The 14,210-nt window shown below is 74.5% G+C and carries 10 protein-coding genes; 9 read left to right on the top strand and 1 reads right to left on the bottom strand.

Annotation, left to right across the window (positions count from 1 at the left end):
- The first annotated feature begins 19 nt into the window (after positions 1 to 19).
- Positions 20 to 4,771 carry an FtsK/SpoIIIE domain-containing protein gene (locus tag ABZ493_RS12865; RefSeq protein WP_430582555.1) on the top strand — a complete coding sequence of 1,584 codons (4,752 nt, stop codon included), beginning with the start codon at positions 20 to 22 and terminating at the stop codon, positions 4,769 to 4,771.
- A gap of 129 nt (positions 4,772 to 4,900) precedes the next feature.
- Positions 4,901 to 5,149: a WhiB family transcriptional regulator gene (locus ABZ493_RS12860; protein WP_166849954.1), complete on the top strand. Its 249-nt coding sequence runs from the start codon at positions 4,901 to 4,903 to the stop codon at positions 5,147 to 5,149.
- A gap of 76 nt (positions 5,150 to 5,225) precedes the next feature.
- On the opposite strand, the gene ABZ493_RS12855 is transcribed toward ABZ493_RS12860, so the two are convergent.
- Positions 5,226 to 6,704 carry a histidine kinase N-terminal domain-containing protein gene (locus tag ABZ493_RS12855; protein ID WP_430582587.1) on the bottom strand — a complete coding sequence of 493 codons (1,479 nt, stop codon included), beginning with the start codon at positions 6,702 to 6,704 and terminating at the stop codon, positions 5,226 to 5,228.
- A gap of 63 nt (positions 6,705 to 6,767) precedes the next feature.
- On the opposite strand from ABZ493_RS12855, the gene ABZ493_RS12850 reads away from it, so the two are divergent.
- The 7 genes from ABZ493_RS12850 (at position 6,768) to ABZ493_RS12820 (ending at position 14,150) form a co-directional block, all read left to right on the top strand.
- Positions 6,768 to 7,289, top strand: coding sequence for a DUF2505 domain-containing protein (locus ABZ493_RS12850; RefSeq protein WP_430582554.1), 522 nt, complete (start codon positions 6,768 to 6,770; stop codon positions 7,287 to 7,289).
- Positions 7,290 to 7,499: 210 nt separating this feature from the next.
- Positions 7,500 to 8,828 (top strand): extracellular solute-binding protein, encoded by a 1,329-nt coding sequence (locus tag ABZ493_RS12845; RefSeq protein WP_430582553.1) that lies wholly within the window; start codon positions 7,500 to 7,502, stop codon positions 8,826 to 8,828.
- 110 nt (positions 8,829 to 8,938) lie between these two features.
- Entirely contained in the window at positions 8,939 to 10,084 is a 1,146-nt protein-coding gene (locus ABZ493_RS12840) for a sugar ABC transporter permease (protein ID WP_430582552.1), read from the top strand.
- A complete protein-coding gene (locus tag ABZ493_RS12835; protein ID WP_430582551.1) occupies positions 10,081 to 11,004 on the top strand; it encodes a carbohydrate ABC transporter permease in 924 nt (307 codons plus the stop codon). The genes ABZ493_RS12840 and ABZ493_RS12835 overlap by 4 nt, the downstream gene beginning before the upstream one ends.
- Positions 11,005 to 11,094: 90 nt before the next feature.
- Positions 11,095 to 12,648, top strand: a complete 1,554-nt coding sequence (locus tag ABZ493_RS12830) for a family 1 glycosylhydrolase (RefSeq protein WP_430582550.1) — start codon at positions 11,095 to 11,097, stop codon at positions 12,646 to 12,648.
- Between the two features lie 9 nt (positions 12,649 to 12,657).
- Positions 12,658 to 13,668: a LacI family DNA-binding transcriptional regulator gene (locus ABZ493_RS12825; RefSeq protein WP_430582549.1), complete on the top strand. Its 1,011-nt coding sequence runs from the start codon at positions 12,658 to 12,660 to the stop codon at positions 13,666 to 13,668.
- 20 nt (positions 13,669 to 13,688) lie between these two features.
- Positions 13,689 to 14,150 carry a YdeI/OmpD-associated family protein gene (locus ABZ493_RS12820; protein ID WP_430582548.1) on the top strand — a complete coding sequence of 154 codons (462 nt, stop codon included), beginning with the start codon at positions 13,689 to 13,691 and terminating at the stop codon, positions 14,148 to 14,150.
- The last annotated feature ends 60 nt before the right edge of the window (positions 14,151 to 14,210 follow it).

Here is a 14,210-nt window from a genome sequence, read left to right as displayed (position 1 = left end):
GGCGGGCACCCTGGAGGTCATGTCGACCTCCGCGGTGCCCGCCCTCGTCGTCCCCGCGCCGGCCCCCGCCGGCGGCCGCACCGACGACGTCCGCGTCACCGTGCGCCCCGGCGAGGACGTGCTGCTGCCCGCGGGCCTGGCCTTCGGGGCATGTCGGGCGGGGCTCGCCGAGCTCCTGCGCCGGCCCGAGCTGCGGCACGCATCGTTGTGCGTCGGCGGGATCCCGGTGTCCGACGACGACGTCGTCGGGCACCGCCCGCTCCTGCCCGGGGCGGTGCTCGCGCTGGACGACGACGCGGCGGCCCGGGGCGCGGACGAGACGTCCGTGCTGGAGGGTCCGTGGCTGGCCGCCCGCGCCGACGGCCCGGCGGCGGGCGCGACCGTCGAACTCTCCCCCGGCGCGCCCACCACGCTCCTCGACGACACGGGATCTCCGGCGGGGAACCGCGTCGTGGTGCGCGTGGACCCCCGCCGGCCGGACCGCGTCACCGTGCGGCTCCGGAGCCGCGGTCTCTGGACGTCTCACGACGCCGCACCGACAGGCGGCGGGCTCGGGCGACGGCCGGTCGCGCGGCTCGCCCGCCGGCCTGACCAGGCACGACGACGCCCACGGACCGTGGGGCGGCTGCCACGCCGCTGGCGCCCGGGCACCGCGCTCGAGGTGCCGGGCGAGGGCGGGGCGCGCTCGTGGACGCTGCACCGCTCGGGAACGGTGGCGACGTGGCTCGACGCCGGCCCCGGCCGTGGCGAGGGCGGCGACGCGTCGGCGTCGGGACCGGGCACGGGGATGCTCGCCACCGCCGCGCTGCCCGTCGTCGGCTCGCTCGTGCTCGCCGCGGTACTGCGACAGCCGGCCTACGCGCTGTTCTCGCTGCTCGGTGTGGCGGCCCTCGTGCCCCAGCTCGTCACGGCCCGGCGGCGCCGGCGTGCCGCCACCTCCCCGGCCGCGCACCCCGACGACCCTGGCGCGACGCCCGGGCCCGCGCCGGCCGGTGCGCGCGACGTGGGCGACGCGCCCGGGCCCCTGATCGCCCGGCTGGTGGCGGCGCACCAGGCGTCGGACGGCGCCTGGGCCGCCGCCTGCGAGCGGGCCGCGGCCCAGGCGCGCACCGCAGGCGCCCGCACGAGGTCCGCGCACCCGCTCCGCACGGGCCCCGGCGCCGTCGCGCCGTCGGGGGCGCGCGCCCCCGGCGACGGGCGGTCTCTCGCGACTGCCCGGACGATCGGCGCGCTGGTGCCCGACGGCGCGGTCGCGGTCACGGGGCCGCGCGCGGACGTGCTCGCGGCCGCCCGCTCGATGACCGTGGAGCTGGCGGCGGCGGGCGCGTCGGTCGACGTGCTGGGGGCGGTCGAGGCCTGGTCGTGGAGCCGCTGGCTGCCGCCCGCCGGGCCGCCGGTGCTCGTCGTCGACTCACCGGACGGGTCCGACGTCGTCACGTCCGCCGCCCGCCGCGCCGACGTCCTCGCGCGCGGCGGTGCGGTCCTGCTGTGCCTGCCCGACGGCGCGACCGTGCCGTCGTGGTGCCGTGCCACGTGGCGGGTCCGCGGGGGCAGGGTCCGCCGCGCCGCGCCGGACGGCTCGGCGGCGACCGGGCCGCTGGTCGGCGTGGACGTCGCCTGGGCGGAGCGGGCCGCGCGGCTCGTCGCGGGGATCGCGGGGCTGCGCCGGTCGCTGACGGCGCTCGACGACGCCGGCGGCCCGGACGAGGCCGTGGGGTCGGGCGAGGACGGTGACCCGACGGACCCGCTGCTGCCCGCCGCCGTCCCGCTGGTCGGCCTGCTCGACGACCCGCCGGGTCCCGGGCCCGCGTGGGACGCCCCCGGCGGCTGGGCCGTGCCGCTCGGCCGTGACGCCCGCGGCCGCCCCGTCACCTTCGACCTGGTGGCGGACGGCCCGCACCTGCTGGTGGCGGGCACCACCGGGTCCGGCAAGTCCGAGCTGCTGCAGTCCCTCGTGCTCGGGCTCGCCGCCCGGCGGTCCCCGCGCGACCTCGCGCTGGCCCTCGTCGACTTCAAGGGCGGCGCGTCGTTCGGCGCGTGCGGGCGGCTGCCGCACGTCGTCGGCCAGGTCACCGATCTCGACCCCGGGCTGGCGGGGCGCGCCCTGACCGGGCTCCGGGCGGAGCTGCGCCGCCGCGAGCACCTCCTCGCCCGGCACGGGGCGGCGGACGTCGCCGCCCTGCCCCCGGGGGTGCCCGACGCGCCACCCCGGCTGGTCGTGGTGGTGGACGAGTTCCGCGCCCTCGCCGACGACCTGCCCGACTTCCTGCCCGGCCTGCTGCGGGTGGCGGCACAGGGCCGCTCCCTCGGAGTGCACCTCGTGCTCGCCACGCAGCGGCCCGCGGGAGCCGTGAGCGCCGACGTGCGGGCCAACGTCTCGGCGAGGCTCGCGCTGCGGGTCGTGGACGCCGCGGACTCCCTCGACGTGGTCGAGACGCCCGCGGCCGCCCGGATCCCGCCGGGGACGCCCGGGCGTGCCGTCCTGCGCCGCGGCGCCGAGCCGCCGGTGGCGCTCCAGTGCGCCCACGCGGCGGGGCGTCCCGCGGCGGCCGAGGACCGGGTGCGCCGGGCCCCCGCCTGGGGGACACCACCCGTCGCCGCTCCGCCGGCCGCCCCCGACCCGCACGAGCACGCCGCCGACGGCCCCCGGCCCGGGCCTGCGAGCCTGGTCGACACGCTCGTGGACGCCTGCGTCGACGCCGCCGCCGAGCGCGGCCTGCGCCCCGGGGCCGCACCGTGGCTGCCGCCGCTGCCCGAGCGCGTCGGGCGCCACGACCTCCACGAGGTCGACGACTCACCCGGCCTTCCCCTCGCGCTGGGCGACGACCCCGACGCGCAGCGCCGCACGGGCATCCGCTGGGATCCCGACGCCGGTCACCTGGGCGTCGTGGGCCGAGCACGCTCCGGCCGGACGACGGCGCTGCTGACGCTGGCCGTGGCGGCGCTCGACGAGGGCTGGCACGTGCACGTGCTGGCGCCGGCGGCCGCGCTGCCCCGGTTCGCGCCGCTCGAGCGGCATCCGGGCCTCGGCACCCTCGCCGGCCCCGCGTCGCCGCGGCGGGCGGCACGGCTGCTCCGCCTGCTGGCGGCGCAGGTCCCCGCGCGGACGCTCGTCGTCGTCGACGGCGTCGACGAGCTGCGCGCCGCGCTCACCGGCCCGGACCCGTGGGACCCGCTCGTTCGCGCGCTGGCCACGCCCGGCGTGGCGTTCGCGCTCGCGTCGGACGGCGCGACGCTCGGCGGGCTCGCCTCCCGGGTCGGTCCCCGGCTGGTGCTGCTGGGCAGCGAGCCCCACACGGACGTGATCCTCGGTGCGCCGTCCGGGCTCGCCGGCCGCGGCGGGCCGGCGGGTCGTGCGGCGTGGCTCGCGCGCGAGCAGGTCCTGTGCCAGGTGCTGCTGCCGGGTGAACCGGCCCTGCCGGACACCGGCCCCGGCGGCCTCGCGGTGGCGGGGAACGCCGCCGCCCCGGCGACGGTCTGGCCGCTGCCCGCGACGGTCGAGGAGGCCGACCTGGGCCCGGCGCCGGGGCGGGAGCCCCGCCACCTCGCCGCCGCGTCGCCCGACCGGGACCAGCCCGACGGCGCGTCCCTGCAGGTGCTCGTCGGGATCGGGGGCGACGCCGCGCTCCCGGTGGCGCTCGACGTCGGGCAGGGCGCCCTCGTCACCGGGCCGCGAGCCAGCGGCCGCACCACGGTGCTCCGCCTCCTCGTGCGGGGGCTGGCGGGCAGGGGGCGGCTGGCAGGCGTGGTCTCGCGCGACGGGATGCTGCGCCGGGACGCGGGCGACGCCCCCGCGGCGGCGCCGACGGCGTCGGGCCTGGCCACGCTGCTCGACGACGTGGCAGGGCCGCGTCGCGGGGCGGCGCCCGACGGCCAGGCGCGCCATCCCGACGTCGCGCCCGACGGCACGCGGGTGCTCGTGGTCGACGACCTGGACGCCCTCGCCCAGCAGCACCCGCTGGAGGCGGAGCGGATCGCGGCGCTGACAGACGAGCCGGGTCTCGTGCTCGTGGCGTCGTCCAGCACGACGGGCACGGCGCTGGCGCACCGTGGCGCGCTCGCGGAGCTGCGGGCGCGGCGCACGGGCGTCGTCCTGCACCCCGGCGAGCGCGGCGCCGACGACCTGCTGGGCGTGCCGCTCGCCGACGCGGTCGACCCGGGACCGGCGCGTGCGGGCCGCGGAGCGCTCGTGCAGGCGGGGCGGGTCGTGGCCGTGCAGGTGGCGCGGCCGGGGGCCTCCGCCCCGGCCGCCGCGGGCTCAGCCGGAGGTCGACTCGACGACGCGGCGGGTCATGACCGCGACGAGCACCGCCGCGGCGAGGAGCAGCAGGCCGAGGCCCGCGAGCATCACCCAGAGCACCCCGGCGGTCAGCAGGCTGACGCCGACGAGACCCTGCATGATCTGCCAGACGACGATCGGCGCCCGGCCGCCGTGGCGCCCCGCCCACAGAGCGCGACAGGAGCCGACGAGCAGCCAGGCGAGACCCAGGAAGAAGAGCACGAGGAAGACGCTCATGGATACGCTCTGAGAGGCGCCCCGGACGAGCTCGACCCCGAGCATCCCGGCCGCACCCACGAGGAGCACGGCCTCGATCACGACTCCCGCGGCGACGACCTTGAGGCCCGGCGGGCGGGAGTCCTCCGCATCGCCGTCGGCGCCGGACGAGGGGGTGACAGGAGCACGCATGACACGTCAGAATACGTGCGACCTGCGGTTTCACGACAGTGTGATGAACCACTCACGCTTCACACAGGAGAAACTTTCGCGTAACCCCTTGTGCGGCGCTTCACGAGGTGTGACGCTGGACGGCAGATCAACCCCCCACCCATCGGACCTGGTTTGGCGCGCCCTCGTAGGCGCCCTCTGACGGACCAGGTCCCCCTGCACCGAGGAGATGACATGGACTGGCGCCACAAGGCCGCCTGCCTCGACGAGGACCCTGAGCTCTTCTTCCCCATCGGCAACACCGGCCCCGCCCTGCTGCAGATCGAGGAGGCCAAGGCCGTGTGCCGTCGTTGCGACGTCGTCGACACGTGCCTCAAGTGGGCCATCGAGTCCGGCCAGGACGCCGGCGTCTGGGGCGGCATGAGCGAGGACGAGCGCCGCGCGCTCAAGCGCCGCACCGCGCGCGCCCGTCGCGCCGGCTGACGCACCCGCCGACAAAGAAGGGACGGACCGCACCTCGTGCGGTCCGTCCCTTCTTCGTCCCGGCGTCCCGGGTGCTCTATCGCGAGCCCTGGCCGTCGCGCAGCTCCAGCTTCAGCACCACCTGGGTACCGCCGCCGTCGCGCGCCTCCCAGTCGATGGTGCCGCCCAGCTCGTTCGTCACGAGCGTCTGCACGATCTGCGACCCCAGCCCGCTGCGCGACGCGCGCCCCAGCGTCGCGATGCCCTCGGGCATCCCCACACCGTCGTCGGCGACCACCACACGCATCGACGCGCCGTCGCGCTGCACGTCGATCTCGACGTTGCCCGACTCACGGCCCGGGAACCCGTGCTCGACGGCGTTCGTCACCAGCTCGGTGAGCACCAGTGCGAGCGGCGTGGCGTCCTGCGCGGGCACCATGCCGAACGACCCGGTCTGACGCGTGCGCACCTGGGTGCGGGTCGACGCGACGTCGGCGGCCAGGCGCAGCGCGCGGCTGAGCATGTCGTCGAGCTCGACGTGCTCGTCGAGGGTCTGGGACAGGGACTCGTGCACCATCGAGATGGTCGCGACGCGGCGCATCGCCTCCTCCAGCGCGGCCCGGGCCTCGGGCACGTCCATCCGGCGGGCCTGCAGCCGCAGCAGGGCCGCCACGGTGGCGAGGTTGTTCTTCACGCGGTGGTGGATCTCGCGGATGGTCGCGTCCTTGGTCATGAGCTCGCGCTCACGACGGCGCAGCTCCGACACGTCACGGCACAGCAGCACCGCGCCGATGCGCTGCCCGTGGTCGGTGAGCGGCAGGGCGCGCAGGGACAGCGCCACCCCCTTCGCCTCGATGTCGGTGCGCCAGGGCGCGCGGCCCATGACGACCAGCGGCAGCGACTCGTCCACGGTGTCCTGGTGCTGGACGATGTCGGCGGTCACCTCGACCAGCGACTGCCCGACGAGCGGCCCGATGACGCCGAGGCGGTGGAAGCAGGACAGCGCGTTCGGGCTGGCGTAGAGCACCTCGCCCTCGGAGTTGAGCCGGATCAGGCCGTCCCCGACGCGCGGGGCGCCGCGGCGGGGCCCGGTCGCGGCGTTGGTCGCGGGGTACTCGCCGCGCGCGATCATCGCGAGGATGTCGTCGGCCGACTCGACGTAGTTGAGCTCGAGGCGGCTGGGCGTGCGCCCGGAGCCGAGGTTCGTCTGGCGTGCGACGACGGCGATCGCCCGCCCCTCGTGCACCACCGGCACCGCCTCCTCGCGGACGGCGTAGGCGCCGAACCAGCGCGGCTCGCGGGAGCGCTGCGCGCGCACCTCCGTCATGGCGGCGGTGAGCTGCGGGCGCTGCCCGTCGGGGGCGAACGACCCGACGATGTCGTCGTAGTGGACGGTCGCCCCGGTGGAGGGGCGGCACTGGGCGAGGGCGACGAAGCCGCCGTCGGACGTGGGGAGCCACAGCACCAGGTCGGCGAAGGCGAGGTCTGACACGAGCTGCCAGTCGCCCACGAGGAGGTGCAGCCACTCGGCGTCCGAGTCGGACAGTTCGGCGTTCTGGGCGATGAGGTCACTCATGGCGGACACGCCCACCAGCCTACGGGCGCTCCCGCCCGGCCCCTGCGTCGGTAGGGTGACCTCGTGCACCTGACCGTGGAGCTGACGTACGCGGCGGACGCGGGCGCCGTCGTCGCGATGCTCGCCGACGAGTCGTTCATCCGCTGGCGGGCGCTGCGCGTCCCCGGCGGTCGCGTCGAGCAGGCGGAAGTGACCGGCAGCCCGGCCGACGGTTTCACCATCGCGGTGCGGCGCACCCTGCCCACCGACCTGATCCCCACGCAGGTGCGACCGTTCGTCGGCGACCAGCTGGAGGTCCGGCAGGCGGAGGTGTGGGAGGCGCCCGCCGGCGACCTGCGCACCGGGACGATCGCCGTCGAGATCGCGGGCGCGCCCGTCCGGGTGACCGGCACGGTCCGCCTCGAGGCGACGGCGGACGGCGGCACGCGCCAGGTGTACGACGGCGAGGTGCGCGCGACGGTGCCGCTGTTCGGCGCCGCGGTGGCCGAGGCGGCCGCACGGGCCGTCCGGTCGACCCTCGAGGCCGAGGGCGCGGCCGGCCAGGAGTGGCTCTCGGCATCGTCGGCGCCGGGTGAAGACCGGTAACGATCCGGACACGCGTCTGGGGCGCACCCCTCTGACCTGCGGAGACGCCAGCCTGTTCGTCACAGAACGGCATCGACGCCCTCGACGGGCTTGACTTTCGTCACCACCGACGAGCAGCATCATGACCTGGATGTGGGAGCGCTACCACGATGGAGGTGGGAGCGCTACCATCCCACTATCTCTCTGCCCGACCCAGACAAGGGAGTCACCGTGCTCAGCAGCACCCGACCCACCCGCCGTCGTCGCCGCGTCGCCGCGGCGACCGCCGGCGTCGCGACCCTCGCCCTCGCCCTGACCGCCTGCGGCGGTTCGGACGACGGCGGCGACGACAACGCCTCCGGTGACGAGAAGATCACCCTGACCGTCGCCACCTTCAACCAGTTCGGCTACACGGACGAGCTCCTCGCCTCCTACACCGAGGACCACCCGAACGTCACCGTCAAGCAGGTCACCGCGGCGACCTCCGAGGACGCCCGCAACAACCTCACGACCAAGCTCGCCGCCGGCGGCGAGGGCCTCGCCGACATCGAGGGCATCGAGGTCGACTGGCTCCCCGAGCTCATGCAGTACCCCACCCTCTTCGAGGACCTCTCCGACCCCGCGCTCGACGGTCGCTGGGTCGACTGGAAGGTGCAGCAGGCCACCACGCCCGAGGGCCAGCTCATCGGCTACGGCACCGACATCGGCCCCGAGGCCATCTGCTACCGCGCCGACCTGTTCGAGAAGGCCGGCCTGCCGACCGACCGCGAGGAGGTCGCGGAGCTCCTCGGCGGCGACGACGCGACGTGGGACGACTACTTCGAGGCGGGCAAGAAGTTCGTCGCCAAGTCGGACTCCGCCTGGTTCGACGGCGCCGTGCCGACCTACCAGGGCATGGTGAACCAGCTCGAGGGCGCCTACGAGGACCCGTCGACCGGTGAGCCCAAGGACCTCAAGACCAACCAGGACATCAAGGACCTGTACGACCAGGTCCTGACCGCGTCCGTGGACGACGAGCTGTCCGCCGGTCTCGAGCAGTGGGGCGAGGACTGGACCGCCGGCTTCCAGAACAACGCCTGGGCCACCATGCTCTGCCCGCCGTGGATGACCGCGTCCATCGAGCAGAACGCCGGCGGCGTCGAGGGTTGGGACGTCGCCGACGTCTTCCCCGGTGGCGGCGGCAACTGGGGCGGTTCGTTCCTCACCGTTCCCTCCTCCGGCGCGAACACCGAGGCGGCCAAGGAGCTCGCGGCGTGGCTGACCTCGCCCGAGACCCAGACCAAGGCGTACGAGAACGCCAACACGTTCCCGTCGCAGCTCGACGCCCAGGCGTCCGACGCCGTGCAGAGCTCGACGAACGACTTCTTCAACGACGCCCCGGTCGGCCCGATCTTCTCGGCCCGCGCCCAGGCGATCGAGGGTGCCCCGTTCAAGGGCAAGAACTACTTCGCGATCCACACGGCCGTGCAGAACGCGCTGAACCGCGTGGACCTCAACGGCGACGACCCGGAGAAGAGCTGGCAGGGCGCCCTCGACGAGTACGCCTCGCTCGGGCTCTGACCCCCTGACCAGTCCCTGATACCCGCCGTACCGTCGGTCGGGCCCGCCGAGACAGGATCTCGGTGGGCCCGGCCGGCGGGCGGTGGACCGGCGAGCACAGGAAGCAGCAGATGGCCGTCCTCTCCCCCACTCAGCCCACGCACCGACGAGGTGCGACGGGGCCGCGTCCTCCCCGACGCGTCGGTTTCTCCCAGCGCCTCGGCCGCTGGGACGTGAAGGTCTCCCCGTACCTGTACATCTCGCCGTTCTTCCTGCTCTTCGCCCTGACAGGGCTGTTCCCGCTCGCGTACACCGCGTTCGTGTCGCTGTACGACTGGAACCTGCTGGGCGGCCAGGGCGAGTTCACGGGGTTCGAGAACTACGCCGCCGTGCTGGCGCAGCCGCTGTTCTGGAAGTCCCTGGTCAACACGTTCTCGATCTTCGTCTTCTCGAGCATCCCGCAGGTGATCCTCGCGATCACGATCGCGGCGCTGCTCGACCAGAACCTGCGCTCCGCCACCTTCTGGCGGATGGGCGTGCTGATCCCCTACGTCGTCGCGCCGGTCGCGGTCTCCATGATCTTCGGCCGACTGTTCGCCGACGACTACGGCCTCATCAACGAGCTGCTCGGGTTCGTCGGCGTCGACCCGGTCGGCTGGCACACGGACCGCGTCGCCAGCCATGTCGCCATCGCCAGCATGGTGAACTTCCGCTGGACCGGCTACAACGCGCTGATCTTCCTCGCCGCCATGCAGGCCGTGCCCCGCGAGCTCTACGAGGCGTCCGTCATCGACGGTGCCGGCCGCGTACGGCAGTTCTTCTCGATCACCGTGCCGCAGATCCGCGCCACGATCATCTTCGTCGTCATCACGTCCACCATCGGTGGGCTGCAGATCTTCGACGAGGTCCGCATGTACGACCCGAAGGGCCTCGGCGGACCCGCCCAGGACTGGATGACCACGGTCGTCTACCTGTACGACGTCGCGTGGGGCAACCAGAAGGACCTCGGCCGCGCGTCGGCGGTCGCGCTGCTGCTCTTCCTGCTGATCATCGTCATCGGCATGGTCAACTTCCTCATCACGCAGCGGATCGCGACCTCCGGCCCGAAGGGGGCCAAGGTGAGCCGCAAGCGCACCCGTCGGATCCTGGCGGAGGCTCAGGTCGCGCAGGTGTCCGGTGCGACCGTCCCCGCGAGCGGCGCCCCGGCCCCCAGGCCGCCGCTACCGCCCACCTTCCCCCCGACCACCTCGACCACCGACCGGGAGGACCGCCGATGAGCTCCGTCGCCGTCACCGCCCAGACCGCAGGCCGGGGCGCGGCCCGCGCGGCCGCCAAGCGCCGGAACCGCGGCTCGCGCGCCACGCGCAGCGCTCAGCGGCGCCCGGGCTGGCTCACGTACACGCTGCTCGGGGTCGCGCTGCTGATCTCGATCTTCCCGCTGTACTTCACGCTGCTGCTCGGGTCCTCCGACCCGGTCACGATCGCGAAGAACGCGGTGCCGCAGTGGCTGCCCGACGCGAGCCTCTTCCAGCAGTTCGCGACCGTGATCGAGTCCACCCGGATCAACTTCTGGAAGGCCCTCACCAACTCGGTGATCATCTCCGTGATCACCTCGTTGTCGGTCGTGCTCTTCTCCACGCTCGCCGGCTACTCGTTCGCCAAGCTCCGGTTCCGGGGGCGCGGTCCGCTGCTGGTCTTCGTCATCGCCACCATGGCCGTGCCGACGCAGCTCGGCGTCATCCCGATGTACATCCTCATGACCGACCTGGGCTGGATCGGCAAGCTGCAGGCCGTCATCGTGCCCGCCCTCGTCACCGCGTTCGGCGTCTTCTGGATGACGCAGTACCTGTCCGAGGCGCTGCCCTACGAGCTCATCGAGGCGGCCCGCGTGGACGGCGCGTCGATGATCCGCACGTTCTGGTCGGTGGCCCTGCCGGCCGCACGTCCGGCCGCCGCGATGCTGGGCCTGTTCACCTTCGTGCAGCAGTGGACCAACTTCTTCTGGCCGTCCATCGTGCTGAACAGCGAGAATCCGACGCTCCCGCTCGTGGTGCAGTCGCTGCAGGCCAACTTCTTCGTCGACTACTCGCTCGTGATGGCGGGCATCTTCCTCGTGACGCTGCCGCTGCTGGTGATCTTCGCGTTCGTCGGCAAGCAGCTCGTCGCGGGCATCATGGCCGGCGCCGTCAAGGGCTGATCCCACCCGTCGACCGGGCTGACGTCACGCCCACGCAGCCGCCCGTCAGGCGGCTGCGTGGGCCCACCACCGATGGAAAGATCCGAATCCATGACCCTCCCCACCCCCGGCGCGCGCCGGGCGGCCCCCGGCACGACCGTGCCGTTCACGCCCACCGCACCGCTCACGAGCTCCCCGCACGCCACCGGGGCGGTCACCTTCCCCGACGGCTTCCTCTGGGGCACGGCCACGGCCGCCTTCCAGATCGAGGGCGCGTCCACCGAGGGCGGCCGCGAGGACTCGGTCTGGGACGCGTTCTGCCGCATCCCCGGCGCCGTCGTGAACGGTGACGACGGGTCCGTCGCCGACGACCACTACCACCGCTACCGCGAGGACGTGGCGCTCATGAAGCGCCTGAACCTCGACGCGTACCGGTTCTCGACGTCGTGGGCCCGCGTGGTCCCGGACGGCAAGACGGTCAACCAGGAGGGGCTGGACTTCTACTCCCGCCTGGTCGACGAGCTGCTCGCCGCCGACGTGCTGCCCTGGCTGACGCTCTACCACTGGGACCTGCCCCAGGCGCTCGAGGAGCTGGGCGGCTGGCCGAACCGGGACACCGCGTCCCGCTTCGTCGACTACGCCGTGACGATGCACGAGGCGCTCGGCGACCGGGTCAAGGTCTGGACGACGCTGAACGAGCCCTGGTGCTCGGCGTTCCTCGGCTACACCGCCGGAGCGCACGCCCCCGGCCGCAAGTCGCCCGCGGACGGCCTCGCCGCCGCCCACCACCTCATGCTCGCCCACGGCGGCGCGGTCGAGGCCCTGCGCGAGCGGGACCCGGAGGCCGTGCTCGGGCTCACCCTCAACTTCACCGTCTCCGACCCGGTCGACCCGGACGACCCGGCGGACGTCGACGCCGCCCGCCGCGACGACGGCATGTTCAACCGGATCTTCCTCGACCCGATTCTGCGCGGCGCCTACCCGCAGGACCTGCTCGACGACGTCGCGCACCTCGGCTTCGACGACGTCGTGCGCGAGGGCGACCTCGCCGTGATCTCCACGCCGATCGACGTGCTCGGCGTCAACTACTACAACGGCGGCGCGGTCTCCGCCCGGCCGCAGGGCGCCGCGGGTGACAGCCCCGCGGGCACGGCCGACCCGGGCGGCGAGCGTGTCGACGCCGCGGTCTGGGAGACCCGCTCCCCCAACCCCGTCCCCGACGGCATCCACCACCACAGCCGCGGCCTGCCCCTCACCGACATGGGCTGGGAGGTGCAGCCGGAGGGCCTGACCCGCCTGCTGACCCGACTGCAGCGCGACTACACCGGGCCCCGCGGCACGTCGATGTTCGTCACCGAGAACGGCGCGGCGTACCCGGACGTCGTGCAGGCCGACGGGAGCGTCGACGACCCCGATCGCCTCGCGTTCGTCGACGCCCACCTGCGCGCCGTCCGCGACGCGATCGACGCCGGCGTCGACGTGCGCGGCTACTTCGCCTGGTCGCTGCTGGACAACTTCGAGTGGGCCCTCGGCTACTCCAAGCGGTTCGGCCTGGTCCACGTGGACTACGACACGCAGGAGCGCACGGTGAAGTCCTCCGGGCACTGGTACGCCGAGGTCGCCCGCACGGGCGTCGTGCCGGCCCGCGGCGCGGACGCAGAGTAGTCTCCGCAGGTGGTCATCGAGCATGCCAGCCCCACGCTGGACGACGTCGCCCGGGCCGCGGGTGTCTCGCGGTCCACGGCCTCGCGCGCCATCAACGGCGGCGACCGGGTCTCGCCCGAGGCGCAGACGGCCGTCGACGACGCCGTCGCCCGGCTCGGGTACGCCCCGAACCGGGCGGCACGCTCGCTGGTCACCCGACGCACCGACTCGATCGCCCTCGTGGTGCCCGAGCCCGACGCCCGCATCCTCACCGACCCGTTCCTCGCGGGCGTGCTGCGCGGCGTCAGCGAAGGCCTGACCGGTACGGAGCTGCAGCTCGTGCTGCTGCTCGCCCGGCCGGGCGAGCCGCCGGGCCACATCGCGCGCTACCTGCGGTCGGGTCACGTGGACGGCGTCATCGTGGCGTCGCACCACCGGGAGGACCAGCTCGAGTCCGAGCTGATGCGCTCGCACCTTCCGTCGGTGTTCGTGGGGCGGCCGTTCGACACCGAGTCCCTGCACTTCGTCGACGTCGACAACGCCTCCGGCGGCCGCACCGCCACCCAGCGCCTCGTGGACCGCGGCTGCACCCGCATCGCCACGATCACCGGCCCGCTCGACATGACCGCCGCCGTCGACCGGCACGACGCCTGGCAGCACACGCTCGAGGACGCCGGCCTGCCGGCCGTGGCGGTCGAGAACGGCGACTTCACCGTGGCCGGCGGCGCGACCGCGATGGAACGGATCCTGGCGGAGCACCCCGACGTCGACGGCGTCTTCGCGGCGTCCGACCTCATGGCCACCGGTGCGCTGCAGGTGCTGCTCGAGACCGGCAGGCGCGTCCCCGAGGACATCGCCCTGGTCGGCTTCGACGCCCTCGGCGCGGAGCGGACCACGCCCCGCCTGACGACGGTGCTCCAGCCCGTCGTCGAGATGGTCACCGCCGCGACCGCGACGCTGCTCGACGTCCTCGGCGGTGCCGACGTGCCCGCCGAGCCCCAGATCTTCGTGCCGCGGCTCGTCGAGGGCGAGTCCGCGTAGCCCTCGCTACGGTCGTCTCCATGAGCGAGGCACCCACGGTCCAGACGTTCACCACCACGCTGCTCGCGACCGGCGGCAACAACGTCGGGATCCCCGTCCCGGACGACGTCGTCGCGGCGTTCGACCGCGGCCGTCGGGTGCCCGTCGTCGTGACGGTCGACGGCGACCACACGTACCGCACCACCGTCTCGTCGATGGGCGGGCGGTTCCTCGTCTCGTTCAACGCCGAGACCCGCGCGGCCACCGGCCGCGGCGCGGGCGACGAGGTCGAGGTGCGCCTCGAGGTCGACGACGCGCCCCGCACCGTCGAGGTGCCGCCCGCTCTGGCGGCCGCGCTCGCCGCCGACCCGGCAGCCACCGCCGCCTGGGAGAAGCTGTCGCCGAGCAAGCGCAAGGCGCACGCCCTGAGCGTGGACGGCGCCAGGACCGACGAGACGCGCGACCGCCGCGTCGCGAAGGTGCTGGACTCGCTCGCCGGCTGACCGACCGCCCCTCCCTGGACGCGCGACGGCGGCCCGTCAGAGCGATCTGACGGGCCGCCG

It is taken from the genome of Isoptericola sp. NPDC019482 (assembly GCF_040632295.1).
Classification (GTDB): domain Bacteria; phylum Actinomycetota; class Actinomycetes; order Actinomycetales; family Cellulomonadaceae; genus Isoptericola.
The sequence above is the reverse complement of the archived record's forward strand: the minus strand, read 5'-3'. Positions and strand labels throughout refer to the sequence as shown.

Excerpts from the sequence above, each read along its gene's own strand:
- ABZ493_RS12865 (WP_430582555.1), top strand. The coding sequence starts at position 20 with ATGTCGACCTCCGCGGTGCCCGCCCTCGTCGTCCCCGCGCCGGCCCCC.
- ABZ493_RS12860 (WP_166849954.1), top strand. The coding sequence starts at position 4,901 with ATGGACTGGCGCCACAAGGCCGCCTGCCTCGACGAGGACCCTGAGCTC.
- ABZ493_RS12855 (WP_430582587.1), bottom strand. The coding sequence starts at position 6,704 with ATGAGTGACCTCATCGCCCAGAACGCCGAACTGTCCGACTCGGACGCC.
- ABZ493_RS12840 (WP_430582552.1), top strand. The coding sequence starts at position 8,939 with ATGGCCGTCCTCTCCCCCACTCAGCCCACGCACCGACGAGGTGCGACG.
- ABZ493_RS12835 (WP_430582551.1), top strand. The coding sequence starts at position 10,081 with ATGAGCTCCGTCGCCGTCACCGCCCAGACCGCAGGCCGGGGCGCGGCC.
- ABZ493_RS12830 (WP_430582550.1), top strand. The coding sequence starts at position 11,095 with ATGACCCTCCCCACCCCCGGCGCGCGCCGGGCGGCCCCCGGCACGACC.
- ABZ493_RS12820 (WP_430582548.1), top strand. The coding sequence starts at position 13,689 with ATGAGCGAGGCACCCACGGTCCAGACGTTCACCACCACGCTGCTCGCG.